This window comes from Rhizobacter sp. SG703 (assembly GCF_012275445.1).
Classification (GTDB): Bacteria; Pseudomonadota; Gammaproteobacteria; order Burkholderiales; family Burkholderiaceae_C; genus Rhizobacter.
The window spans coordinates 83,987-107,095 of record NZ_JAAZQK010000010.1 but is presented as its reverse complement, the minus strand read 5'-3'; the positions used below and the strand labels follow the sequence as shown (position 1 = coordinate 107,095).

The following is a 23,109-nucleotide window of genomic DNA, read 5'->3' as shown; positions in this document are numbered from 1 at the left end:
GACTCGGGAATGCAAGAAGGTGTGACTGTAGGTCACCGGGCTGGCGCTGAAAAGCCCGGATTCCGGGGTGTCGCCATGCCGGGCGCGTCGCGGGCGCGCTGCAGCGCCTGCCAGAACTGCGCATCCTGCGTGGTCGCGAAGTTGATGCGCATCAGCGTGCTCGGGCGGGGTGTGGCATGGAAGATCGACCCCGGCGCGAGCAGCCAGCCGCCGTCCAGCATCACCTGCGACAGCCGTTCGGTGTCGACGCCGGTGTCGACCCAGCCGAACAGGCCGCGCGGCGTGGCCGCGAACCGGCAGCCCGCCGCTTCGGCCAACTGCACCGAGCGCGCCCGGGCCGCATCCAGCCGGGCCATCACGCGCTCGGCATGGCGGCGCAGCAGGCCCTGCTCGAGGCAGTGGGCGAGCGCCTGCTCGGTCAGGCTGGTGGTGGTCAGGCTGCCAAGCAGCTTGGTGTCGACGAAGCGGTCGACCAGCCCGGGCGGCGCTGCCAGATAGCCGACCCGCCAGTTCGGCACCAGGATCTTCGAGAAGCCGGAGATGTAGATCGTGCGCTCCAGCGCGTCGAGCGCCGCCAGCCGCGGCAGATGCGGTGGCGCCAGGTGGGCGTAGGTGTCGTCCTCGACGATGTGCAGCCCGTGCGCCTGCGCCAGCTTCAGCAGCCGGTGCGCGTGGCCGAGCGCGAGCGTCGCGCCGGTCGGGTTGTGCAGCACCGAGACGGTGATGTACAGCCGCGGCCGCTCGTGCGGCTTCTGGGCCTCGATCAGCCGTTCCATCACCGCGAGGTCGGGGCCGTCCTCGCCGCGTGGCACCGGCAGCACGCGCAGGCCGAGCGCCGCCAGCCGCGCGAACTCGACCGACCAGCCGGGTTCGTCGACCAGCACGGTGTCGCCGGCATGGGTCAGGCTGCGGGTGACGATGTCCAGCGCATGGGTGGCGCCGAAGCTGGTGACGATCTGCTCCGGCGCGGCCTTCACGCCGAAGTCGACCAGCCGCTGCGACAGCGCCCGGCGCAGCCGCAGGTCGCCGGCCGGCTCGCCGTACTGCAGCGCCAGCGCGGCCAGCTGCGTGCCGCTGCTGACGCGGCGCAGCGCGGTGCTGAGCATCGGCAGGTCCAGCCATTCCGACGGCAGCGTGCCCAGTCCCGGCATCGGCCGCGCGCCCGGCGGCTGGAACATGCTGCGCACCAGCGCGATCGCGCTGAGCGGCGCGCGCGGACGGGCGACCGGGTCGGCGGCGGCCGGCGCCGCCGCTGCGGCGGCCCGACCGGCATCGCGCGGGTGCTGTTCGCGCACGAAGAAGCCGCGCTGCTTGCGGGCCTCGACCAACCCCTGCGCCAGCAGCTGGTCGTAGGCGGCGACCACCGTGTAGGCGCTGACGCCGTGCCGGCGCGCACAGTCGCGCACCGACGGCAGCCGCGAGCCCGGCGCGAGCAGCCGCTGCCGGATGCGCTCGGCGAAGCGGCCGGACAGCTGCTCGGTCAGCGTGGCATCGGCGTGGCGGGACAGCGGATCGAGCGGGGCAAGCGGGTTCATGTGCTGGCGAGGTGACCAATACAGTGCGCAATCTGAGACGGGTGAGTGTACCGGCCCTGTGTTGGTCGCAGCGCCTAGACTGGCGCATGGACATCGAGCGCAAGGGGTTGTGGCTGGGCTTTCTGGGCGTCGCGATCTTCGCGATGACGACGCCGATGACGCGCCTGGCCGTCGGGCCGGCCGCCGACCCGCAGCTGTCGCCGCTGTTCGTCGTCGCCGGGCGCGCCGCGCTGGCCGGCGTGCTGAGCGTGTTCTACCTGCTGCTGACCGGCGCGCCGCGGCCGCGCGGCCGGCAATGGACGGCGCTGGCGGTCAGCGCCGCCGGCACGGTGGTCGGCTTCCCGCTGTTCCTCGGCCTCGGGTTGCGCGAGGTCGATGCGATGCATGCCGCGGTGATCACCGGGGTGCTGCCGCTGGGCACCGCGATCGCGGCGGCGCTGTTCTTCCGCCAGCGGCCGTCGGTCGGATTCTGGGCGTGTGCGGCGGTCGGCTGCGCGCTGGTGCTCGCTTTCGCGGCGCAATCGGGCAGCGGGCTGGGCCGGGCCGACGGCCTGTTGCTGCTGGCCGTCGTCAGCGGCTCGATCGGCTACGTCGCCGGCGCGCACCTGTCGCGGCAATGGCACGGCGAGCACGTGATCTGCTGGGTGCTCGTGATCAGCCTGCCGTTCACGCTGCCGCTGATGGGCTGGACCTGGCCGGCGCAGCCGGTGCGCGCCGGCGCGTGGGTCGGCTTCGGCTATGTCACGCTGTTCTCGATGTGGCTCGGTTTCTTCGCGTGGTACCGCGGGCTGGCGCTCGGTGGCACGCTGCGGGTGAGCCAGGTGCAATTGCTGCAGCCCTTCCTGTCGATGCTGCTGGCGGTGCCGGTGCTCGGCGAGCGGTTGTCGGCGACGACCGTCTTCTTCTCGCTGGCGGTGATCGCCACGGTGTTCGTCGGGCGCAAGATGCCGACGCACGCGGCGTCGTCGCCGCCGTTCTCTTCCGATTCGTCTCCTGTCCCCTCTCCCGTCACGCCTTCAAGGAAATCCGCATGACCTCGCGCACCCCCTGGCAGCTCGCGCAGCGCGCCCACCGCATGAACCCGTCGATCATCCGCGAGATCCTGAAGGTGACCGAACAGCCCGGCATCATCTCGCTGGCCGGCGGCCTGCCGTCGCCCGACGGCTTCCCGGTCGACGCGATGCGCGAGGCCACCGCCCGCGTGCTGCGCGACACCCCGCGCGAGGCGCTGCAGTACGCGTCGAGCGAAGGCCTGCCGGCGCTGCGCGAATGGGTCGCCGCGATGTTGCGCGGCCACGGCCAGCAGGTCGACGCGGCCCAGGTGCTGATCACCACCGGTTCGCAGCAGGGGCTCGACCTGGTCGGCAAGGTGCTGGTCGACCCGGGCAGCCGGGTGGCGGTCGAATCGCCGACCTACCTCGGCGCGCTGCAGGCCTTCGCACCATACGAGCCGGTCTTCACCGCGGTCGATTGCGATGACGACGGCCCGCTGCCCGATGCGCTGCACACCGCCGAAGGCGCGCGCTTCCTGTACCTGCTGCCGAACTTCCAGAACCCGAGCGGCCGCTGCATGAGCGAGGCCCGCCGTGCCGCGGTGGTCGCGCGGGCGCAGGCGCTGAACCTGCCGCTGGTCGAGGACAACCCGTATGGCGACCTGTGGTTCGACGCGCCGCCGCCGCCGCCGCTGGCCGCGCGCTGGGCCGACGGCACGGTCTACCTCGGCTCGTTCTCGAAGGTGCTGGCGCCCGGCCTGCGCCTGGGCTACGTGGTGGCGCCGGCGCCGCTGGTGCCGAAGCTGCTGCAGGCCAAGCAGGCCGCCGACCTGCACACGCCGGGCTTCAACCAGCGGGTGGTGCACGAGGTGATCCGAGACGGCTTCCTCGACACGCACGTGCCGACCATCCGTGCGCGCTACAAAGCCCAGCGCGATGCGATGCGCGCCGCGCTCGAAGCCCACATGCCCGCCGGCTGCCGCTGGACGGTGCCGACCGGCGGCATGTTCTTCTGGGTCGAGCTGCCGGCGAACGTCGATGCGATCGCGCTGCTGCCGAAGGCGGTCGCCAACGGTGTGGCCTTCGTGCCGGGCGCGGCCTTCTTCGCCGAGCAGGCACGCGCCAACACGATGCGGCTGTCGTTCGTCACGGTGTCGCCGCAGCAGATCGAACGCGGCATCCGCGCGCTGGCTGCGGCGCTGAAGGAGGCGGCATGACGCGCTTCGCCTTCGCGCAGGTCGATGTCTTCACCGACGTGGCCCTGAAGGGAAATCCGCTGGCCGTCGTGCACGGTGCGGACGCACTCGACGACGCGCAGATGCAGGCCTTCGCGCGCTGGACCAACCTGTCGGAGACGACCTTCCTGCTGCAGCCGACGGACCCGCAGGCCGACTACCGGGTGCGCATCTTCACGCCGGGCGGCGAGCTGCCGTTCGCCGGCCACCCGACGCTCGGCAGCTGCCACGCTTGGCTCGAGGCCGGCGGCGTGCCGAAGACACCCGGCGCGGTCGTGCAGCAGTGCGGCGTCGGCCGGGTCGATATCCGGCTCGACGGCGAACGCGCGGCCTTCGCGGCGCCGCCGCTGCGCCAGGCGCCGGTCACCGATGCCGAGCTGGCACCGGTGCTGCAGGCGCTCGGCCTGCACCGCCGGCAGGTGCTGCAGGCTCAGTGGCTCGACAACGGCCCGCGCTGGCTCGGCCTGCTGCTCGACCAGGCCGGGACGGTGCTGGCGCTGGAGCCGGACCATGCGGCGCTGAAGTCGCTGGCCAAGGTCGGCGTGATCGGGCCGCATGCGGCGGGCGGCGCCTGCCAGTTCGAGGTGCGCGGGTTCGCCGCGCCGATCGGCGTCCCGGAAGACCCGGTCACCGGCAGCCTGAACGCGAGCCTCGCGCAGTGGCTGATCGGCACCGGGCTCGCGCCGGCCCGCTATGTTGCGGCGCAGGGCACCCGGCTCGACCGCGCTGGCCGCGTGCACATCGCCCAGGTCGACGGCCAGGTGTGGGTCGGCGGACACAGCACCAGCTGCATCCGCGGCACGTTGACGCTCTGAGCGACGTTCGTCAGGCGCGGCGCCAGCGCCACGCGTGGCGCAGCGCCTCGCGCGCCTGGACGCTTCCGGGGTCTTGCTCGCGGCGCAGGGCCATGTAGCGGCGCCCGATCACGAAGATCGCCGACGCCAGCAGCGCCAGCAGGGTGCTCGTCAGCACGAAGATCGAACGCGCCGGCTTCGACTTGCGGTCCGGCGCCTGGGCGACGTCGACCTTCTGCAGCGAAGGCCCTTCCTTCGCCTCGTCGAGCTTGGCGATCTCGTACTGGCGCAGCATGCCTTCGAGCAGCGTCTCCTGGAACTTCACTTCGCGGCGCGCCCGCACGTAGTCGACCGCCGCACCCGGCAGCTTGCCGACCGGGATGTCGATGCTGCCGGTGGCGGCGCTGCTGGCGTTGCCGCCGGGGGCCGCTTCCATCCGCGCGAGCTCGCTGCGCAGCGCGGTCAGTTCCGAAGTCAGCCGCAGCACGTCCGGGTTCTCGGAGGTGGCGCCGGTGCGCATCACCTTCAGCCGCACCTCGCGTTCGGCGATCAGCGCCTTCAGCTGGGCCACGCCGGTGATGATCGCCTCGGCCTGCTTGTCGAGCACCACCATGCCGGACTTTTCCTGCACCGCGCGCAGCGCCTGTTCGGCCTGGATCAGGTTTTCCTTGGTGTCCTTCAGCTGCTGCTCGAAGAAGACGCGGCGCTGCTGGGCCTCGGACACGGCCAGCCGACCGAGCAGTTTGGTCACCTCGTCGGCGTGCGCGTTCGCCAGGTCGGCGGCGAACTGCGGTTTCTCGTCGTCGACCTCGACCGTGATCAGGCCGGACTTCTTGTCCGAACTGACGCGAACGTACGTGGGCAGCACCTTGCGCAACTGCTCGTAGGTCTTGACCTCGTAGCGCTGCTGCAGCTTGAACTGCTGGTCCAGCGCGCGCTGCACGCTGTCGCTCTTCAGCAGGCTGACGTACAACTCGTCGGGGCTCTTGCTGCCGAGGCCCCCGGCCAGTCCGCCGAGCGAGCCCAGCGCGGCGAGTGCAGCGGCCGACGAGCTCTGCTGCTGCCCGCCCGGGGCCAGCAAGGTCGCGCGTGCCGTGAAGATGTTGGGCTTCAGCAGCGCCACGGCCACGGCGAGCACCATCGCGGCGCCGGCACAGGCCGCGACGATCCGCTTGCCTTCCCCCAGCCAGACCAGCAGGTCGAACAGGCCGATCGACGGCCCGTTCTGTTCCTCGAAATCGTCGGTCGGCACGTTCGTCAATGGATCGGTCTGCATCATCGGGCTCAGTCTCCGCGCAGCGTCTTGATGGCCGCCGCACCCAGGCCGAACTGGTAGAAGATCTGCGAGAAGTCCTTCAGGTTGCGGATGGCCGCGCGGCCCCAGCTCTCGTAGTCGAGCTGGTTCGGCACCACCACCGCATCGCCGGGCTGCAACGCCTGGGATTCCAGGCTGCCGAACCAGCCGCGGCGTTCGTTCGCATGGCTGACGGTGCCGTCGGCGCGCAGCACGAACATGTTGGACGGCTCGGCGGCTTCATCCAGCCCGGCCAGCTTCACGTAGTCGCCGACCGTGCGGTTGGGCTTCCACAGGAAGGCGTTGTTGTTGACGACAGCGCCGGCCACCGTCACGAAGCCGGGGCGGCTCGGCACCACGATGCGATCGGCGTTCTCGAGCGGCACCTCGGGCAGCTGGCTCACCGAGGTGGTCTCCGGCGTCAGTTCGAGCGCGACGCGGCCGTTCGGCTGCACGCGGCTGAGCCGCGCCATCTGCGCCTGGGTCGCCGCCGAGCTGATGGCGGCCCCGCCGGCCTGCTCTTCGCGCCGGTTGGCCGCTTCGCGGGCCGCCTGCTGCGCCGACAGCACTTCGAGGCGCGCGATCGCCACCTGCAGGTTCTCGCGCTGGCGCTTGCGGGTTTCCTCGCGGCTGAACTCCAGGCCGTACACATAGGCCTGCGGCGTGAAGCCGCCGGCCCGCGTGATCAGCTGGGCCAGCGTCTCGCCGGGCAGCAGCTGGTACACGCCGGGCGCGCCGACCTCGCCTTCCACCGAGACCAGCCGCGTCTGCTTGGCCACCGGCACGCGGATGTCCTTCTGGCTGTAGATGGTGACGACGTCGCCGGCCTTCAGCTCGATGTTGTTGTCGGGGTCGCCCTGGAGCACCGCCTTGCCGAGGTTGAACGGAATCACCTGCGTGCTCAGGTCCTTCTCGCTGAGCCGCTCGATCACCGCGTAGTCCCAGTTCAGCTCGTTGAACAAGGTGGCCGGCGTGCGCCTCGACTCGGCCGCGGCCAGGCGGTCCATGCGCCGGCGCGCGCGCTCGCCCTCGGTCAGCGGGAAGCGGTTCGGATCGCGCGCGGCAGAGGGGTCGGCAGCGGACGCCACGACGACGGGCGTCGCCGTGTTGTCGGTCCGGCCGCCTTCGCCGCGCGCGCCGGGGGTGCCGCTGCTCGTCGCGCCGGGCAGACCGACACCGGTGTTGCTGCCCGTGCGGGCGGCGCGCTGCTCGGCCTCTTCCAGCAGGATGTCGTCGTCGTCGGCGATGACCTGCACCAGCAGGTTCTTGCGCCGGTAGAAGTCGGGCGAGATCAGGGCTTCCTTGTCGGGGATCAGGTCGCGGATGCGCATGCCCGGCGTGAAGGTGTAGCGCAGCGGCTGCGCCACCTGGCCCTTCAGCGTCACCGCGTTCGCGAACTTCGGCGAGATCGTCAGCAGCGTCAGCACGTCGCCGTCGCGCAGCGGGTGCTGCAGCCCGGCTGCGTCGAGCTTGAAGTCTTCGACGTAGCGTGCCGCCGGCGCCTGCGCCGGGTCGATGCGCTCGAGCTGCACGCGGTTCGGGTCGGTCAGCACCGGCGAGCCGCCGGCGTAGCGCAGCAACTCGCCGACGGGCTCCTGCGCGCCCTTCAGTTCATAGATGGCGGCGTTGTCGAGCGCACCGCTCAGCGCGACGCGCGGCCCCACCGGCTGGAACACCAGCACGTCGCCGGCGGCCAGCTGCAGGTCCTTGGACTTGTCGCCTTGCACCAGGAACTCGTAGATGTCGAGTTCGGACACCAGCTGGTTGTCGCGGCGCAACTGCACGCGGCGCATCGAGCCGTTCGGGCCGGGGCCGCCGGCGGCCACCACCGCCGACAGCATCGTCGCCTGGCTGGGCACCGTGTAGACGCCCGGCAGGCGGGCCGGGCCGACGACGAACACCTTCAGGCCGCGCAGCTTGCCCAGCGACACGCTGAGGTTGAAGTTGCGGTACAGGCGGCCGATCTGCGCGCGCAGCTGGCCTTCGAGTTCGGAGGCCTTGATGCCCGAGACCGTGAAGCTGCCGACCTTCGGCAGGTTCAGCTGGCCGTTGCGATCGACGGTGCTGCGGTAGTCGACGTCGATCGAGCCCCAGGCCCGCACCAGCACCTCGTCGCCCGGACCGACGGTGTAGTCCGCCGTCACCGGGACGTTGTCGACCGGCTGCGCGGCGCGCGAGGCCTCGGCGAAGAAGTTGCTGCCGAAGGGCTGCAGCTGGCGGCCGGTCGCGGCCTCGACGAACTTCTGGAACTCGCTCGGCTTCGGCGGCGGCAGGTTGCGCAGGCGGGCGGCAGCGTCATCGTCGTCGCGCGGCGCGGTCTGCCCGGGTGTCGGCAGGTTGCGCAGCGCGCCGCCGGGCGTCGTCGGCGCATAGCCGGGGGTGTTGGTGCCGGCGGGCGCGCTGGCAGCCGTCGCATAGGCCGGGGTGGTGAATGTGCCGCCGGGCGGCAATTCGTCGGCAGCCGCTGCGAGCCCGGCATGCAGCGGAAGCAGGACGGCGAGGACGCGCGCGGCTCGGAAACAAGACACAGTCATTCGAAGCGGGCTCGTGAAGTCGTGGGCAGGCGGGGGCGGCGCCAAGCGGGTGGCTGCGCGCAACGCAACCCCGAATGGTAGCGGATGGTCTCCCCGCGCCGGCCGGTCGCACGGCCGCGCGTCGATCACTCCTTGCGGTAGCTGTCGTGGCAGCCCTTGCAGGCCTGGCCTACCGCGCCGGCCGCGGTCTTCAGCGTGTCGACGTTGCCGGCCTTTGCGGCGACGTTCAGCTTCTCCATCGCGTCCTGCATCTTCGACGCGGCGGCCTTGAACTTGTCCTGCTCGGTCCAGATCTCCGGCTTGGCCTTGGTGTCGCCCTTGTCGGTGCCTTCGATGAAGCCGGCGAACGGCAGCTTCGACATCATCGTCGCGATCTCGGCGTTGTCGGCGGCGACCTTGGCATCGAACGCAACGCGTCCGTTGGCCATCGCGGCCACGCGGCCGAAATGGCTCGCCATCACCGTGAAGGCCGCCTTGCGGTACTTGACCGCGTCTTCGGGCTTGGCGAACTGCGCGGCCGCCGGCAGTGCAGCGGCGAGGCCGGCCACGGTGGCGAGGACGAGGATCGATCGGTTCATGCGGGGATCTCCTGGCGTGGGGCTGGGGTGGCGTGTCGTCGAACGCGGCGCGTGCGCGGCATCCGCAGGGCAGTGTACGCAGCAGGGCCGCGTTCCATTCCCGTGCTTGACGCGTTCTGCCACCGCGCCCACCATCCTCGCCATACCAACAGACCAAGGGAGCACACGATGACCGAGCGCATCCGCACGCGGTATTCGGTGGCGTTGCAGGGGTTCAGCGATTTCGAGCGCGACGGCGTGCAGTCATTCCTGCGGCTGGCCGAGCAGCGCGCGCCGGCGTACGAACGCGCGGCCGACCTGGGCGAGGCCGACTTCGTCCTCGGCGATGCCGACCAGCCGGCCGCGATCGCCGCGGTGACGGCCGCCGGGCGGCTCGCCGACGCCGTCTTCATCGGCGCGCGGGCACCGGCCGGCGCGGCGGCCCACCTGCCGCGCCCGATCGAGCCCACCCGCATCGTGCGCGAACTCGACCTGCTGCTCGAACAGCGGCTCGCGCTGCTCGACGAGCCGCCGCAGGCCGACTGGGTCGCCTCCGATTCCGGACGGTTCGATGCGGCGGCCACCGCCGCCAGCGGCCGCGCCGTGAAAGACGTGCTGGTCGTCGACGACAGCCGCATCGCGCTCAAGTTCCTGCAGGTCCGGCTGATGCGCCTGGGCTACCGCGTGCACCTGGCGCGCAACAGCACGCAGGCGCTCGACCGGATGACGGTGCACAGCTTCGCGCTGGCCTTCATCGACATCGCACTCGGCGCGGACAGCCCGATGGACGGCCTGCAGCTGTGCCAGTTCATGAAGCAGACCGCCCGCCAGTCGGCCGGCGGGCCGCGCATCGTGCTCGTCACCGGCCAGGCCACCCCGGCCGAACGGGTGCGCACCTCGCTGGCCGGCAGCGACGCCTACCTGGCCAAGCCGCTGATGGACCCCGAGTTCCTCCAGGTGCTGCGCGAGCTCGATCCCGACTTCGTCGTGCCGTGATGTGCACCGCACGCGCTGAAGGCGCGGCCGGTCCAGGGTGATTCGCCTGTTTCCATTTGAGAATCATTCTCATCTGAGATAGCATCGTCCCATTGCCACTGTCGAGGGAGCGTCGCATGGACCTGCTCGTCGAAGAACACCAGATGCCGGGTGTCGAGGCCGTGCTCGCGGGCACGCTGGCCCTGATGACCGGCTACAGCCAGTACCTGCAGGCCGCCAGCGACCCGGCGCACCGCGCGGGGATGGGCGAGAAGATCGCGCACAACCTCGCGATGCTGGCCGCGCACCCGCAGCTGTCGGGCGATTGCCGCTGCGTGCTGTGGCACCTGCACGAGCGCTGGGCGGTGATGGCCGGCTGCACCCGCGATGCCGGCGAGGCCTGCCATGCGCTGCAATCGCCGGCCGAGGTCTTCAGCCTGCCGGGCACGCGCACGCTGCAGTAGCGATCAACCGGCTCGCTTGAATGTGGAAAGCAGCGCGGCCGCCAGGATCAGCACGCCGCCGATCAGCACCGTCGGCGTCAGCGTGCCGGCGCCGAGCGCGATGGCCGACAGCGTCGCGAACACCACCTCGCAGAGCATCACGACCGACGTGACATTGGCCGGCAGCCGCGACGCGCCGTACTGCAGCGCGAGGTTGCTGGCCAGGAACGCGAGGCTCAGCGCGCCGATCGCCAGCACCCAGGCGGGCTGCGGCGCCGGCAGCCAGGGCACCAGCGCATTCGCGGCCAGCGTGCTCGCGAGCGCGCCGGCCACCAGCACGCCGCCGATGAACATCCCGAGCGCCCGCGCCTCTTCCGGCCGGTGCGCCTGGTGGCGCAACATCACGTTGTTGAGCGCGAACGTGAAGCCGCCGAGCACCGCCAACCAGTCGGGCAGCGACTGCGGCAGCGGCAGCGCGACGCCCGCGCCCGCCGGCTTCAGCACGATGAACGCACCGGCCAGCGCCAGCGCGACGCGCAGCGCGGCGGTCGGCGTGAAGGCTTCCTTCAGCACCAACCGCGACAGCAGCACCGTCCACAGCGGCATCAGGTAGAACAGCAGCACGACGCGCACCACGTCGCCGATCACCATCGCCCAGTTGAAAGCCGCGTTGGTCGCGCCCGATGCGAACACCAGCAGCCACAGGCTGGGCGTGCGCAGCAGCGTGCCGAGGGCGCGGCGGCGTGTCGCGACGATCAGCAGCACAGCGACCGCGTACACCAGCACGGTAGCCCACAGCGGGTGCAGCCCGAGCGCGTGCAGTTCGCGGAAGGGCCACCATGACACGCCCCAGACGAGCGCGTTGAAGGCGAGGGCGAGCGCGGGAAGGAATCCGGCGGCGGTTCGCCCATCGCCGCCGGCGGCTGCGGCGGGCGTCATCGATTCAATGCTTGTCGCTGCGGGCCAGCGCGAGCAGGTGATCGACTTCTTCGCGGTGCACGACCAGGTTGCGCGCATGCCAGCGGCGGATCAGCCACATCGTGCCGGCGACGACCAGCCCGAACACCGTGATCGACGCGAAGGCCGACATGCCGAATTTCGTCATGCCGGTGTAGAACGCGCCCAGCCCGAGGATGCAGGCCTGCTCGTTGAAGTTCTGCACCGCGATCGAGCGGCCGGCGCCCATCAGGTTGTGCCCGCGGTGCTGCAGCAGCGCGTTCATCGGCACCACCAGGTAGCCGCCGATCGCGCCGAGGATCACCAGGAACGGCGCGGCGACCCAGACGTTGTGGATGAAGTTCAGGCCGATCACCAGCACGCCCATGCCGATGCCGAGCGGGATCACGTTGGTGGCCTGGTCGAGCCGCACCCGCATCGAAGCGGCGATCGCACCGACCGCGGTGCCGAGCGCGACCACGCCGGCCAGCGTCGACGCCTGCGTGGTCGTGTAGCCCAGCGCCGCCGCCGCCCATGCGAAGACGATCACGCGCAGGTTGCCCGAGACGCCCCAGAACAGCGTGGTCGTCGACAGCGAGATCTGGCCGAGCTTGTCGCTCCACAGGCGGGCGTTGCAGCTGGAGAAGTCGCGCACCAGCTCGACGACGCTGTGCGACAGCGGCTGCAGCGGGGCCTCGGTGCGCGGGATGCGCAGGTTGAACAGCGCCGCGACGATGTACAGGAACACGATCAGCGAGATCGCGGCCTCGGGCGGCGTGTCGACGCCGGTGTCGATCAGCGGCATGTCGAACGCGAGCAGGTGCGCCGACACCATGTGGCCGACCAGCTGGCCGCCGAGCAGCAGGCCGAGGATGATCGACAGGATGGTCAGCCCCTCGATCCAGCCGTTGGCCTTCACCAGCTGCGAGTTCGGCAGCAGCTCGGTCAGGATGCCGTACTTGGCCGGCGAGTAGGCCGCGGCGCCCAGGCCGACGATGGCGTACGAGACCAGCGGGTGGCTGCCGAACAGCATCATCAGGCAGCCGATCACCTTGATCGCGTTCGACACGAACATCACCCGCCCCTTCGGCACGGCATCGGCGAACGCGCCGAGGAAGGGGGCGAGGATCACGTAGAACAGCGCGAAGATCGGACTCAGCGCGGGGACCTGCCAGGTCGGCGCGTGGGAGGTCTTCAGCAGTTCGATGGCGCTCACCAGCAACGCGTTGTCAGCCAGCGAGCTGAAGAACTGCGCCGACATGATGGTGTAGAAACCTTTTTTCATTCGCTGAGAGCGTGCTGCCTGTCGCCTGCCGGGTGGGCCCGGTCATCAATCGATGCAGCGCTCGACGCGGCCGCTGCTGGTTCCCCGCGGCGGCGGTTATAGCACGGCCCCCCAGTCGCTTCGCTCCTGGGCATCCTGCTTCGCAGGCGCAGGTGGCTGGCAGAATCGGCCCATGCCGCGTCCGATCGAAGCGTTGATTCACAGCGATGCACTGAGCCACAACCTGCAGCGCGCGCGTGCGTGCGCACCCGACGCGCGGGTGTGGGCGATCGTCAAGGCGAACGCCTACGGGCACGGCATCGAGCGGGTGTACGGGGCGCTGCAGGCGGCCGACGGCTTCGCATTGGTCGACCTGGCCGAGGCCGAGCGCGTGCGCGCGATGGGCTGGCGCGGGCCGATCCTGCTGCTCGAAGGCTGCTTCGAGTCGCGCGACCTCGAGCTGTGCTCGCGGCTGAACCTGTGGCATGCGGTGCACCACGAGGCGCAGATCGACTGGCTCGCGATGCACAAGACCACCTGGCCGCACCATGTCTTCCTGAAGATGAACACCGGCATGAACCGGCTCGGCTTCACGCCGGCCGCGTTCCGCACCGCATGGCTGCGCTTGTCGAACCTGCCGCAGGTCGACCAGATCACGCTGATGACGCATTTCTCCGATGCCGACGGGCCGCGCGGCATCGCGGCGCAGCTGGCGGTGTTCAATGCTGCCACCGCCGACCTGGACGGCGAGCGCTCGCTCAGCAACAGCGCGGCGACGCTGCGGTTCGCGCCGACGCAACCCGGCGTGCGGGCCGATTGGGTGCGCCCCGGCATCATGGTCTACGGCGGGTCGCCCGACCACCCCGAATCGACCATTGCCGACTGGGACCTGCGCCCGGCGATGACGCTGCGCTCGCAGCTGATCGCCGTGCAGGCGCTGAAGCCGGGCGACACCGTCGGCTACGGCAGCGTGTTCACCGCCGAGCGCGAGATGCGCATCGGCGTGGTGGCCTGCGGCTATGCCGACGGCTACCCGCGCGTCGCACCGACCGGCACGCCGGCGCTGGTCGACGGCGTGCGTTGCGCGCTGGTCGGGCGGGTGTCGATGGACCTGCTGACGGTCGACCTGACGCCGGTGCCGCAGGCCGGCGTCGGCAGCGAGGTCACGCTGTGGGGCCGCGGCCCGCACGGCAGCGTGCTGCCGATCGACGAGGTCGCGCGCTCGGCCGGCACGATCGGCTACGAGCTGATGTGCGCGCTCGCGCAGCGCGTGCCGACAAACACGACGCCGTGACACCCCAGGTCGATCCGGCCGAGGTCGAATTCACCGCGATCCGGGCGCAGGGCGCGGGCGGGCAGAACGTCAACAAGGTCTCGAGCGCGGTGCACCTGCGCTTCGACATCCGCGCGTCGTCGCTGCCCGAGCCGCTGAAGGAGCGGCTGCTGGCGCTGTCCGACCAGCGCATCACCGGCGACGGCGTCGTCGTGATCAAGGCGCAGACCTCGCGCAGCCAGGACATGAACCGCCAGGACGCGCTGCAGCGCCTGCAGCAGCTGGTCGACAGCGTCGCGGTGGTGGCGCCGCCGCGGCGGCCGACGAAGCCGACGCGCGGATCGCAGAAGCGGCGGCTCGAAGGCAAATCGCAGCGCGGCGAATTGAAGAGTTCGCGCGGCAAGGTGCGCGACGGCTGAAGGTCGGTCGATTCAGAGCACGCGCACACCGGGCAGCTTGCGCATCGCGCGGTCGAATGTGGCGGTGAAGTCGCAGCCCCGATGCGCATGCTTGGCGACCACCAGGCAATCAGAAAAACCGCAGGATGCGGTCTCGAACATCGTCGCTGCGCGAACGATCGCCTCCCGGTCTTCAAAGGCGAACGCGGCTTCGTCCAGCAGGCTGCGAACGGCCGTCAACTGTGCGGCTTTGTCCTGCGAGAACGCCGACCGCAAGGTCCACACCGCCTCGACCAGCACCACATCGCTGAGCAGCAGGGCACCCGGCGTGCCGCCATGGTCGGCCAGCAAGGCATCGATCCGCTTGCCTTGCGCCGGATCGTCGTCGAGCCACAGCCGCAGCAGGACGTTGGTGTCGATGCCGATCATCGACGCGGCTTCTTGGGGCGGCCCACTGCAGGTGCGTGCTTTTCGCGCAGGTGCTGCGCAATGCCCTCGTCCATCTGCTCGATGGTCAACGCCGTGGCGTCCGGTGATTTGAGGATGCCGCGGATCCGGCGGGCATCCGGGGTGACCGGCCGGGCCGTGATGGTGTTGTCAGGCAGTAGCTGGAAATCCAAGGTCGATCCGGCATCGAGGCCGAGCCGGTCGCGGATTTCCTTGGGAACGGTGACCTGACCTTTGCTGGTGAGCGTGGCATACATGACGGCGAGCCCGGTCGTTGGACGATTCCTTACATTCTAGGCCTGTAAGGAATCCCTCGATCGGTGTCAGGTGCGCCGCGTCTTGTAGATCCCGCAGCCCAGCACCAGGTCCTGCGCCACCGGCACGATGTACGAGGTCTTCGGCAGCACCTGGCCGTTGGCCGGGTTCAGGAAGTCGTAGTCGACCCAGCCGCCACCGGCCTCGGCGGCGGCCCACACGTCGTGCGCCAGCTGGGTCACGTCGGTGCCGATGATCTGCTTCGCGCTCTTGCCGACGTTGGCCGGCTTGCCGCCGAACGCGTGGTACACGAGGTCGCGGTCCCACGCGAAGACGTACATGTCGCGGTCGTTGAAGCCGTTGCCCGGCTCGGTGATGCCGGGCAGCGCAGCCGGTCCGCCGCGCTCGTTGTAGAACGCGACCGCGCGCTGCACCAGCGCCTGCGCCTCGTCGGCCGTGCCCTGGCGCAACCGGAATCCCCCGACCGCGGCCGACAGCTGGCGCGCCCGCTCGCTCAGCCCGGCGCAGGCGCGCGAGGTCTGCTCGACCATCTGCGCGTTCTGGTGCGTCAGCTCGTCGAGCTGCGTCATCGCCTGCGACACCTGCGCGAGGCCGTCGCTCTGTTCGCCGACGGCCGAGGTGATGCGTCCCATGCGCCCGGTGAGCTCGGCGACGCCGCCGACGATCTCGGTCAGCACGCCGCTCACCCGCTCGATGTGGCCGACGCCGCTGGCGGTCTCGGTGCCCGACTGCTCGATCAGCTGCTTGATCTCGCGCGCCGCCTCGCCGCTGCGCTGCGCGAGCGCGCGCACCTCGGACGCGACGACCGCGAAGCCGCGCCCCTGCTCGCCGGCCCGCGCCGCCTCGACGGCGGCATTGAGCGCGAGGATGTTGGTCTGGAACGCGATCGAATCGATCACGCCGATGATGTCGCCGACCTTCTCGGAGCCGGCCTTGATCGCATGCATCGAATCGACCGCCTCGCGCATCGCGCCGCCGCCCGAGCCGGCCAGCCCGTGCACGCGCGAGGCCAGCGCTTCGGCCTCGCGGGCGTCGCTCGCGTTCTGGCGCACCGTGGCATCGAGCTGCTGCACGCTGGCCGAGGTTTCTTCCAGGTTGGCCGACTGCTGCTCGGTCCGGCGCGACAGGTCGCCGGTGTCGGCCGTCAGCTCGGCGCTGGCCGCGTTGACCAGCAGCGTGCTGCTGCGCACGTCGGCCACCAGCCCGGAGAGCGTCTCGCTGACCGCATCGAGCGCGGTGCCGATGCGGGCGAATTCATCGCCGCCGCGGATCTCGACCCGGCGCGACAGGTCGCCCTGCTTCATGCGCGACACCGCGCCGTCGAGCGCGCCGAGCGCGCCCGCCATCTGCAGGTACAGCGCGAGCAGCAGGTACGCCAGCAGCACCGTCGCCGCCAGCAGCGCGAGGCTGCCCCAGTGTGTCCAGCCGCGCTGCTGCACCCAGCCGCCGATCGCGGCCGCGGCCAGCAACGCACCGCCGGCGGCCAGCACCGAGAGCTTCGCGCCCAGGCCCAGCTTGCCGAACACGGCGATTCCCGGGCCCATCGGCCCCCCACTGCGATGCTCGTTCATCCGCCCCCCGTAGAAGCTGCCCGATCAGGTCGTGCCGGTTGCGAACAACCGGCACCGTGGGCAAGCGATCGTACAGGCGGTGTCTCGCGGCGTGCAAACCCGCGCCGTTCAGGCGCGCTTGAAGAGTGCCAACAACGCCGCGGCGGCGACGAACAGGCCGCCGAACAGCCGGTTCAGCGCGCGGATCTGCACCGGGGATTTCAGCAGGCGCAGCAGCCGGGCGGCCAGCGCGGTGTAGCCGGCCATCACGACCAGGTCGGTGAACATCAGCGTCGCGCCGATCACGCCGTATTGCGGCGCGAGCGGCTGCGCGAGGTCGAGGAACTGCGGCACCACCGCCAGCAGGAACACCGTGCCCTTCGGGTTGACCGCGTTGACCATCCAGCCGCGCAGCACCAGCGAGCGACGCGTCACCTGCGCTTCGCCGGTGGCCGCGACCATCGGCCGTGCCGGCGCGCGCCATTGCTTGATGCCCAGCCACAGCAGGTAGCCGACGCCCAGCCATTTCACGGCCGCGAACGCGAGGCTCGACGCGGCGATCAGCGCACCGAGGCCGAGGCCCACCACCAGCACCTGCGTCCAGATGCCCATCACCAGGCCGAAGGTCATGAAGTAGCCGCGCGCGAAGCCATGGTTGACGCCGGCGCTCATCGCGGCGACCGCGCCGGCCCCCGGCGACAGGCTGATGGCCCAGGCGGCGGCGAAGAAGGCGAGCCAGAGGGAGAAGTCCATGGGGTGCTGCTTTGCGAAGAGGTTCTGGAAACTCAGAGTTGGTCGGAGATGATCTGCCCGAGGCGCTTCAGGCGCGTTTCGAGCAGCGGCGTCCACGGGTCGCCGTAGTGCAGCCGGATGAAATGATTGAAGCGCGCGCTGCAGGTGAAGGTGGCGCCCGGCGCCACGCCGATCAGTTCGCGGCACGCCTGCTCGAAGACCTTGCGCGAATCCACCTGCACCGGCAGCTCGATCCACAGCGCGAGCCCGCCGCGCGGCCGGCTCAGCCGGCAACCGGGCGGAAAGTAGCGCGCGATCGCATCGGCCATCGCCTGCGCCTGGACTTTCAGCGCCGCGCGCAGCCGGCGCATGTGGTGGTCGTAGCCGCCGTCGGCGAGGAACTCGGCGATCACCTCCTGCTGCAACTGCACGCCGGGCGACGAGGTGCGGAACTTGAGCGACTGGCATTCGCGCAGGTGCCGCCCCGGCGCCATCCAGCCGACGCGGTAGCCGGGCGCCACCGCCTTCGTGAAGGCCGAGCAGAGGATCACGTCGTCGCGCGCATCGAAGCTCTTCAGCACCGGCGGGCGCTCGTCGCCGAAGTGCAGTTCGCCGTAGATGTCGCTCTCGATCACCGGAAAGCCGCGTTCGGCGGCCAGCGCGACCAGCCTGCGCTTGTTCTCCACCGGCATCAGGCTGCCGACCGGATTCTGGAAATTGGGAATCACGACGCAGGCGCGCACCGCGCCGGGCGTGCGCGTGGCCAGGTCGAGCGCCTCGATCGACAGGCCGTCGCGCGGGTGCGACGGGATCTCGATCGACCGCATGCCCAGGCTCTCGATCACGTCGAGCAGCATGAAGTAGGTGGGCGATTCGATCGCGATCGTGTCGCCTGCGCGGGCCACCGCGCGCAGCGCGAGGTGCATCGCCTCCATGCCGCCGTTGGTCAGCAGGATCTCGTCGGGGTGCAGCCGCACGCCGCTGTGGATCGCGCGGCGGGCGATCTCGCGGCGCAGCGCCGGGCTGCCGTTGCTCTCGACGCGCGACGCGTATTCGGGGTGGCGGCGGTTGACGCTGGCCGTCAGCTGGCGCAGCTTGGCCTCGGGCAGCAGGCTGCGGCCGGCCTGCACGCGGAACGAAGGCATCGCGCCGGGCTCGTTCGCGACCAGCAGAAATTGCCGCGTCAGCCCGTCGGGCGTGACGAAGTCGGCCTTGCTCATGCGCGCGTCGAGCTCGGGTTCGGGCAGCGGCTGCGGGCGCGGTGCGACGAAGTAGCCGGACTTCGGCCGCGCCTCGACCAGCCCGCGGTTCTCGAGCCAGCGGTAGGCGAGCGTCGCGGTCGACGCGCTGACGCCGTGCTGCTGGCACAGCTGCCGCACCGACGGCAGCCGGTCGCCGCTGCGCAGGCTGCCGCAGGTGATCGCCTTCTCCAGCCCGCCGGCCACCGCCTGGTACAGCGGCGAATTCGGCAATGGCGGCAGCGCCGCGTCGACATCCAGCAGGGCCTCTTCCATGGGGAGCGATTGTCGCCGCGGCCTGCACCGTGGCACAGGTACAGATCCGGCCCGTTGTCACCAGCACAGTCGGCGCGGCGGGCATCTGTGCCGGTGCAGTTCACGCCGTTCTGGATGTGGTGGGCCACAGCGCTTGCGGGAACACTGGCGCCCTGAGGACACCACGGCGAGGCCCCGATGACGACCACACTCCACCCCCTCGATCTGCAACTCGCCGTCGGCGAACTCCACCGCTGGCGCTCGGCCCGACCGGTCGAGCTGCAGGTGCTGGCCGGTCGCGTGTGGGTCACGCAGAGCGGCGACGAGGACGACCACTTCCTTGCGGCCGGCGACACGCTCGTGCTGCGCCGCGGGGCGCTGGCGCTGATCGAAGCACCGGCGGGCGCCAGCCTGCGCGTGTTCTCGCCCGTCCCGGCGGCGCAGCCGTCGACCCCGTGGTGGCAACGCCTCGCCGGCCGTCGCCGGCCCCCCGCTACAGTCGCGGGGTGAGCAAACCCAAATCCGTCTACACCTGCAGCGAATGCGGTGGCACCAGCCCCAAGTGGCTGGGCAAATGTCCGCACTGCGGCGCCTGGAACACGCTGGTCGAAGGCGTCGCCGAAGCGCCTGTCAAGCACCGCTATCAATCGCTGGCCGGCGCGCAGCCGGTCGCGACGCTGTCCGAGATCGAGGCCTCGGACGTCGACCGCCAGCCGACCGGCATCGATGAACTCGACCGCGTGCTCGGCGGTGGCATCGTCGCCGGCGGCGTCGTGCTGATCGGCGGCGACCCGGGCATCGGCAAGTCGACGCTGCTGCTGCAGGCGCTCGATGCGCTGTCGCGCACCATGCGCGCGCTCTACGTCACCGGCGAGGAATCCGGCGCGCAGGTCGCGCTGCGTTCGCGCCGCCTCGGGCTCGACGGCTCGCAGGTGCGCGTGATCGCCGAGATCCAGCTCGAGAAGATCACCGCGACCATCGATGCCGAGCAGCCGGCGATCTGCGTGATCGACTCGATCCAGACCGTCTACAGCGACCAGCTGACCTCCGCGCCCGGCTCGGTGGCCCAGGTGCGCGAATGCGCCGCGCAGCTGACCCGCGTGGCCAAGGGCAGCGGCACCACGATCATCCTGGTCGGGCACGTCACCAAAGAGGGCGCGCTGGCCGGCCCGCGCGTGCTGGAGCACATCGTCGACACGGTGCTGTACTTCGAGGGCGACACCCACAGCAGCTTCCGGCTGGTGCGGGCGATCAAGAACCGCTTCGGCGCGGTCAACGAGATCGGGGTGTTCGCGATGACCGAGAAGGGGCTGAAGGGCGTCGCGAACCCGAGCGCGATCTTCCTGTCGACGCACGGCGAGCCGGTCGCCGGCTCGTGCGTGCTGGTCACGCTGGAGGGTACGCGGCCGCTGCTGGTCGAGATCCAGGCGCTGGTCGATTCCGGCGGCCCGAGCCCGCGGCGCCTGAGCGTCGGCCTCGACCGCGACCGCCTCGCGATGATGCTGGCCGTACTGCACCGGCATGCCGGCATCGCGTGCCTCGACCAGGACGTGTTCGTCAATGCCGTCGGCGGCGTGCGCATCAGCGAGCCGGCGGCCGACCTGGCGGTGATGCTGGCGATCCAGAGCAGCCTGCGCGGGCGGCCGCTGCCGCGCGGCTTCATCGCGTTCGGCGAGGTCGGGCTGGCCGGCGAGGTGCGGCCGGCGCCGCGCGGCCAGGAGCGGCTGAAGGAAGCCGCCAAGCTCGGTTTCAGCGTCGCGGTGGTGCCGAAGGCGAACGTGCCGAAGAAGGCCATCGAGGGGCTGACGATCCACCCGGTCGAGCGCATCGAGGAAGCGATCGACCTGCTTCGCACGCTGGGCTGACCCGGCGCAAACCGCCGGAGCGCCCTTGCGAGGGGTGCGGCCAAACAAGAGCTATTATCATTTGCATCGGGCGGCTGTCGCCCTGCCGTGACCGCTCCCTGGTTTTGCCCGCCCCGCCCGTATGACCGCTCCCCGCCTTTCCGATCTGCCCGCCGGTGCCCGCGGCACCGTCATCGGCCTGCGTGCCGAAGGCTCGCCCGACCCGCAGCTGCTGCACCGCCTGAGCGAGCTGGGCTTCCTGCCCGGCGAGCCGGTGCAGCTGCTGCGGCGCGGCCCGGGCGGGCGCGAGCCGCTCGCGGTGCAGATCGGCGAGACCTTCTTCGCGCTGCGCCGGGTCGAGGCGCAGTGCGTCGAGGTGAATGTCGAAGGGTTGCCGGCATGAGCACCGACGCCCTGCAGGCCCTGCGGATCGCCCTGGTCGGCAACCCGAACTGCGGCAAGACCGCCCTCTTCAACCTGCTGACCGGCGCGCGCCAGAAGGTCGCCAACTACGCCGGCGTCACCGTCGAGCGCAAGATCGGCAGCGCGACGCTGCGCAGCGGCCGCACGGTGTCGGTGATCGACCTGCCCGGCGCCTACAGCCTGACGCCGGCCACGCCCGACGAAGAGGTCACCCGCGAGATGGTGATGGGGCTGCGCGCCGGCGAGGCGGCGCCCGACGCGCTGGTGGCCGTCGTCGACGCCACCAACCTGCCGATGAACCTGCGCCTGGTGCTCGAACTGCGCCGCCTCGGCCGCCCGATGATCGTCTCGCTGAACATGGCCGACGTCGCCCGCGCGCGCGGCCTGCAGATCGACGTCGCGAAGCTGTCGGCCGAACTCGGCGTTCCGGTGGTCGAGACGGTCGCGGTGCAGAGCCGCGGGCACGAGGCGCTGCTGGCCGAGCTCGAGAAGCAGGCCGAATGGCCGACGCCGCCGGCGGTGGCCGACACGCCGACGCTGCCCGAGCTGCAGCGCGAGGTGCGCCGCATCCTGGCGGTCGCGGTGCCCGGCGCGATGCAGTTCAAGCGCTTCAACCACCGCATCGACGCGGTCGTGATGCACCCGGTGTGGGGCCTCTCGCTGCTGGCGGTGCTGCTGTTCCTGGTGTTCCAGGCGGTGTTCTCGTGGGCCAACGTGCCGATGGACGCCATCAAGAACGGCATGGCCGCGGCCGGCGAATTCCTGACCAGCCACATGGCCGACGGCGCGCTGCGCAGTCTGCTGGTCGACGGCGTGATCGCCGGCGCCGGCATGGTGCTGGTGTTCCTGCCGCAGATCCTGATCCTGTTCCTGTTCATCCTGGTGCTCGAGGATTCGGGCTACCTGCCGCGCGCCGCGTTCCTGCTCGACACCGTGATGGGCAAGGTCGGCCTGTCGGGGCGCGCCTTCATCCCGCTGCTGTCGAGCTTCGCGTGCGCGATCCCCGGCATCATGGCCACCCGCACCATCCCGAACTGGCGCGACCGGCTTGCGACCATCATGGTCGCGCCGCTGATGACCTGCTCGGCCCGCTTGCCGGTCTATGCGCTGCTGATCGGCGCCTTCGTGCCGAAGCGCAACATCGGCTGGTTCAACCTGCAGGGCATCACGCTGTTCGTGCTGTACGTGGCCGGCGTGGTGTCGGCGATGGCGGTGGCCTGGCTGCTCAAGCGCACCTGGATGAAGAGCAGCTACCAGCCGCTGATGCTGGAGCTGCCGCCGTACCGGCTGCCGAACGTCCGCAACCTCGCGATCGGCCTGTGGGAACGCGCCCGCATCTTCCTGCGCCGCGTCGGCACGATCATCTTCGCGCTGACGGTGGTGCTGTGGTTCCTGTCGAGCTTCCCCGGCCCGCCCGACGGCGCGACCGGCCCGGCCATCCAGTACAGCCTGGCGGGTTACCTCGGCCGGGCGCTCGAAGTGGTCTTCGCGCCGATCGGCTTCAACTGGCAGATCTCGATCGCGCTGGTGCCGGGGCTGGCGGCGCGCGAAGTGGCGGTCGGCGCGCTCGGCACGGTGTATGCGATGTCGGCGGCCGGCGAGGTGGCCGATTCGCTGGCGCCGGTGATCGCGCAGAGCTGGTCGATCGCCACCGCCTATTCGCTGCTCGCCTGGTACGTGTTCGCACCGCAGTGCATGTCGACGCTCGCGGTCGTGCGCCGCGAGACCAATTCGTGGCGCTACCCGCTGATCATGGCGGGTTACCTGTTCGCGCTCGCGTACATCGCGTCCTTCATCACCTACCGCGCCACGCTGTGGTTCGGCGCATGAGCTGAAAGGCCCGCCATGCAAGACCTGATCGTCGGATTGATCGTCCTCGGCTGCTTCGGCTACGCGGTCAACGTGCTGATGCCGGCGGCGCTGCGCCGCACGCTCGCCAGGCGCCTCGCGCGCTGGTCGGCGTGGCCGGCGCCGGTCGCGCGCCGGCTGCAGCGGGCCGCGCAGGTGCCCACCGGCTGCGGCTGCGACGGCTGCGACGTGCCGGCGAAGGCGGCCGCGGCGGCGCAGGGCGGCAAGGCGCAGACCATTCGCATCCACCGCCGTTCGTAGTCCAA

Annotated in this window: 23 protein-coding genes; 12 read left to right on the top strand and 11 right to left on the bottom strand. The window is 70.8% G+C overall.

The genetic code is table 11. The features are described 5' to 3' along the window. Positions 1-32: 32 nt before the first annotated feature. Complete coding sequence (locus FHT26_RS21335) at positions 33-1,535, bottom strand: aminotransferase-like domain-containing protein (RefSeq protein ID WP_168562115.1); 1,503 nt, start codon at positions 1,533-1,535, stop codon at positions 33-35. Between the two features lie 86 nt (positions 1,536-1,621). Between FHT26_RS21335 and FHT26_RS21330 the strand changes: the two genes are divergently transcribed. From FHT26_RS21330 to FHT26_RS21320, 3 genes are read left to right on the top strand one after another with little or no spacing between them, the layout of a single operon-like run. Further along, entirely contained in the window at positions 1,622-2,569 is a 948-nt protein-coding gene (locus tag FHT26_RS21330; protein WP_168562114.1) for a DMT family transporter, read from the top strand. Next, positions 2,566-3,744, top strand: coding sequence for an aminotransferase-like domain-containing protein (locus FHT26_RS21325; RefSeq protein ID WP_168562113.1), 1,179 nt, complete (start codon positions 2,566-2,568; stop codon positions 3,742-3,744). Before FHT26_RS21330 ends, FHT26_RS21325 begins: the two co-directional genes overlap by 4 nt. Continuing rightward, positions 3,741-4,577, top strand: a complete 837-nt coding sequence (locus tag FHT26_RS21320; protein ID WP_168562112.1) for a PhzF family phenazine biosynthesis protein — start codon at positions 3,741-3,743, stop codon at positions 4,575-4,577. Before FHT26_RS21325 ends, FHT26_RS21320 begins: the two co-directional genes overlap by 4 nt. A 10-nt stretch (positions 4,578-4,587) precedes the next feature. Here FHT26_RS21320 and FHT26_RS21315 read toward each other — a convergent pair whose 3' ends face one another. The 3 genes from FHT26_RS21315 to FHT26_RS21305 form a co-directional block, all read right to left on the bottom strand. Continuing rightward, complete coding sequence (locus FHT26_RS21315; protein ID WP_168562111.1) at positions 4,588-5,835, bottom strand: Wzz/FepE/Etk N-terminal domain-containing protein; 1,248 nt, start codon at positions 5,833-5,835, stop codon at positions 4,588-4,590. Positions 5,836-5,840: 5 nt separating this feature from the next. Continuing rightward, a complete protein-coding gene (locus FHT26_RS21310) occupies positions 5,841-8,384 on the bottom strand; it encodes a polysaccharide biosynthesis/export family protein (RefSeq protein WP_168562110.1) in 2,544 nt (847 codons plus the stop codon). Between the two features lie 125 nt (positions 8,385-8,509). Next, positions 8,510-8,962, bottom strand: coding sequence for a c-type cytochrome (locus tag FHT26_RS21305; RefSeq protein ID WP_168562109.1), 453 nt, complete (start codon positions 8,960-8,962; stop codon positions 8,510-8,512). Between the two features lie 168 nt (positions 8,963-9,130). Between FHT26_RS21305 and FHT26_RS21300 the strand changes: the two genes are divergently transcribed. Then, the gene (locus tag FHT26_RS21300) at positions 9,131-9,937 is read left to right on the top strand and encodes a response regulator (RefSeq protein WP_168562108.1); all 807 of its coding nucleotides are present in this window, start codon (positions 9,131-9,133) and stop codon (positions 9,935-9,937) included. A gap of 116 nt (positions 9,938-10,053) precedes the next feature. Further along, positions 10,054-10,380 carry a hypothetical protein gene (locus tag FHT26_RS21295; RefSeq protein ID WP_168562107.1) on the top strand — a complete coding sequence of 109 codons (327 nt, stop codon included), beginning with the start codon at positions 10,054-10,056 and terminating at the stop codon, positions 10,378-10,380. A 3-nt stretch (positions 10,381-10,383) separates the two neighbouring features. On the opposite strand, the gene FHT26_RS21290 is transcribed toward FHT26_RS21295, so the two are convergent. Both FHT26_RS21290 and lplT read right to left on the bottom strand, forming a co-directional pair. Then, entirely contained in the window at positions 10,384-11,298 is a 915-nt protein-coding gene (locus tag FHT26_RS21290) for a DMT family transporter (protein WP_168562106.1), read from the bottom strand. Between the two features lie 4 nt (positions 11,299-11,302). After that, on the bottom strand, positions 11,303-12,580 hold the full coding sequence (lplT, locus tag FHT26_RS21285; RefSeq protein WP_168562105.1) for a lysophospholipid transporter LplT: 1,278 nt from the start codon (positions 12,578-12,580) through the stop codon (positions 11,303-11,305). Positions 12,581-12,752: 172 nt separating this feature from the next. Between lplT and alr the strand changes: the two genes are divergently transcribed. Together alr and arfB are read left to right on the top strand one after the other, a co-directional pair. After that, positions 12,753-13,853, top strand: coding sequence for an alanine racemase (gene alr / locus FHT26_RS21280; protein WP_168562104.1), 1,101 nt, complete (start codon positions 12,753-12,755; stop codon positions 13,851-13,853). Beyond that, entirely contained in the window at positions 13,850-14,251 is a 402-nt protein-coding gene (gene arfB, locus FHT26_RS21275; RefSeq protein WP_168562103.1) for an alternative ribosome rescue aminoacyl-tRNA hydrolase ArfB, read from the top strand. The genes alr and arfB overlap by 4 nt, the downstream gene beginning before the upstream one ends. Before the next feature lie 12 nt (positions 14,252-14,263). Here the strand turns inward: arfB and FHT26_RS21270 are convergent, their stop codons facing one another. From FHT26_RS21270 to FHT26_RS21250, 5 genes are all read right to left on the bottom strand, one after another. After that, the gene (locus FHT26_RS21270) at positions 14,264-14,659 is read right to left on the bottom strand and encodes a type II toxin-antitoxin system VapC family toxin (protein ID WP_168562102.1); all 396 of its coding nucleotides are present in this window, start codon (positions 14,657-14,659) and stop codon (positions 14,264-14,266) included. Further along, a complete protein-coding gene (locus FHT26_RS21265; protein WP_168562101.1) occupies positions 14,656-14,934 on the bottom strand; it encodes an AbrB/MazE/SpoVT family DNA-binding domain-containing protein in 279 nt (92 codons plus the stop codon). The genes FHT26_RS21270 and FHT26_RS21265 overlap by 4 nt, the downstream gene beginning before the upstream one ends. 66 nt (positions 14,935-15,000) lie before the next feature. Next, on the bottom strand, positions 15,001-16,497 hold the full coding sequence (locus FHT26_RS21260) for a methyl-accepting chemotaxis protein (RefSeq protein ID WP_168562100.1): 1,497 nt from the start codon (positions 16,495-16,497) through the stop codon (positions 15,001-15,003). Positions 16,498-16,632: 135 nt separating this feature from the next. Next, a complete protein-coding gene (locus tag FHT26_RS21255) occupies positions 16,633-17,256 on the bottom strand; it encodes a LysE family transporter (RefSeq protein WP_168562099.1) in 624 nt (207 codons plus the stop codon). A gap of 32 nt (positions 17,257-17,288) precedes the next feature. Continuing rightward, complete coding sequence (locus FHT26_RS21250) at positions 17,289-18,749, bottom strand: aminotransferase-like domain-containing protein (RefSeq protein ID WP_168562098.1); 1,461 nt, start codon at positions 18,747-18,749, stop codon at positions 17,289-17,291. Positions 18,750-18,926: 177 nt separating this feature from the next. On the opposite strand from FHT26_RS21250, the gene FHT26_RS21245 reads away from it, so the two are divergent. From FHT26_RS21245 to FHT26_RS21225, 5 genes are all read left to right on the top strand, one after another. Further along, entirely contained in the window at positions 18,927-19,238 is a 312-nt protein-coding gene (locus FHT26_RS21245) for a DUF2917 domain-containing protein (RefSeq protein ID WP_168562097.1), read from the top strand. Further along, positions 19,235-20,593, top strand: coding sequence for a DNA repair protein RadA (gene radA / locus FHT26_RS21240; RefSeq protein WP_168562096.1), 1,359 nt, complete (start codon positions 19,235-19,237; stop codon positions 20,591-20,593). Before FHT26_RS21245 ends, radA begins: the two co-directional genes overlap by 4 nt. 121 nt (positions 20,594-20,714) lie before the next feature. Then, entirely contained in the window at positions 20,715-20,975 is a 261-nt protein-coding gene (locus FHT26_RS21235; RefSeq protein WP_168562095.1) for a FeoA family protein, read from the top strand. Continuing rightward, positions 20,972-22,825 carry a ferrous iron transporter B gene (gene feoB, locus FHT26_RS21230; protein WP_168562094.1) on the top strand — a complete coding sequence of 618 codons (1,854 nt, stop codon included), beginning with the start codon at positions 20,972-20,974 and terminating at the stop codon, positions 22,823-22,825. Before FHT26_RS21235 ends, feoB begins: the two co-directional genes overlap by 4 nt. Before the next feature lie 15 nt (positions 22,826-22,840). Further along, complete coding sequence (locus FHT26_RS21225; RefSeq protein WP_168562093.1) at positions 22,841-23,104, top strand: DUF6587 family protein; 264 nt, start codon at positions 22,841-22,843, stop codon at positions 23,102-23,104. The last annotated feature ends 5 nt before the right edge of the window (positions 23,105-23,109 follow it).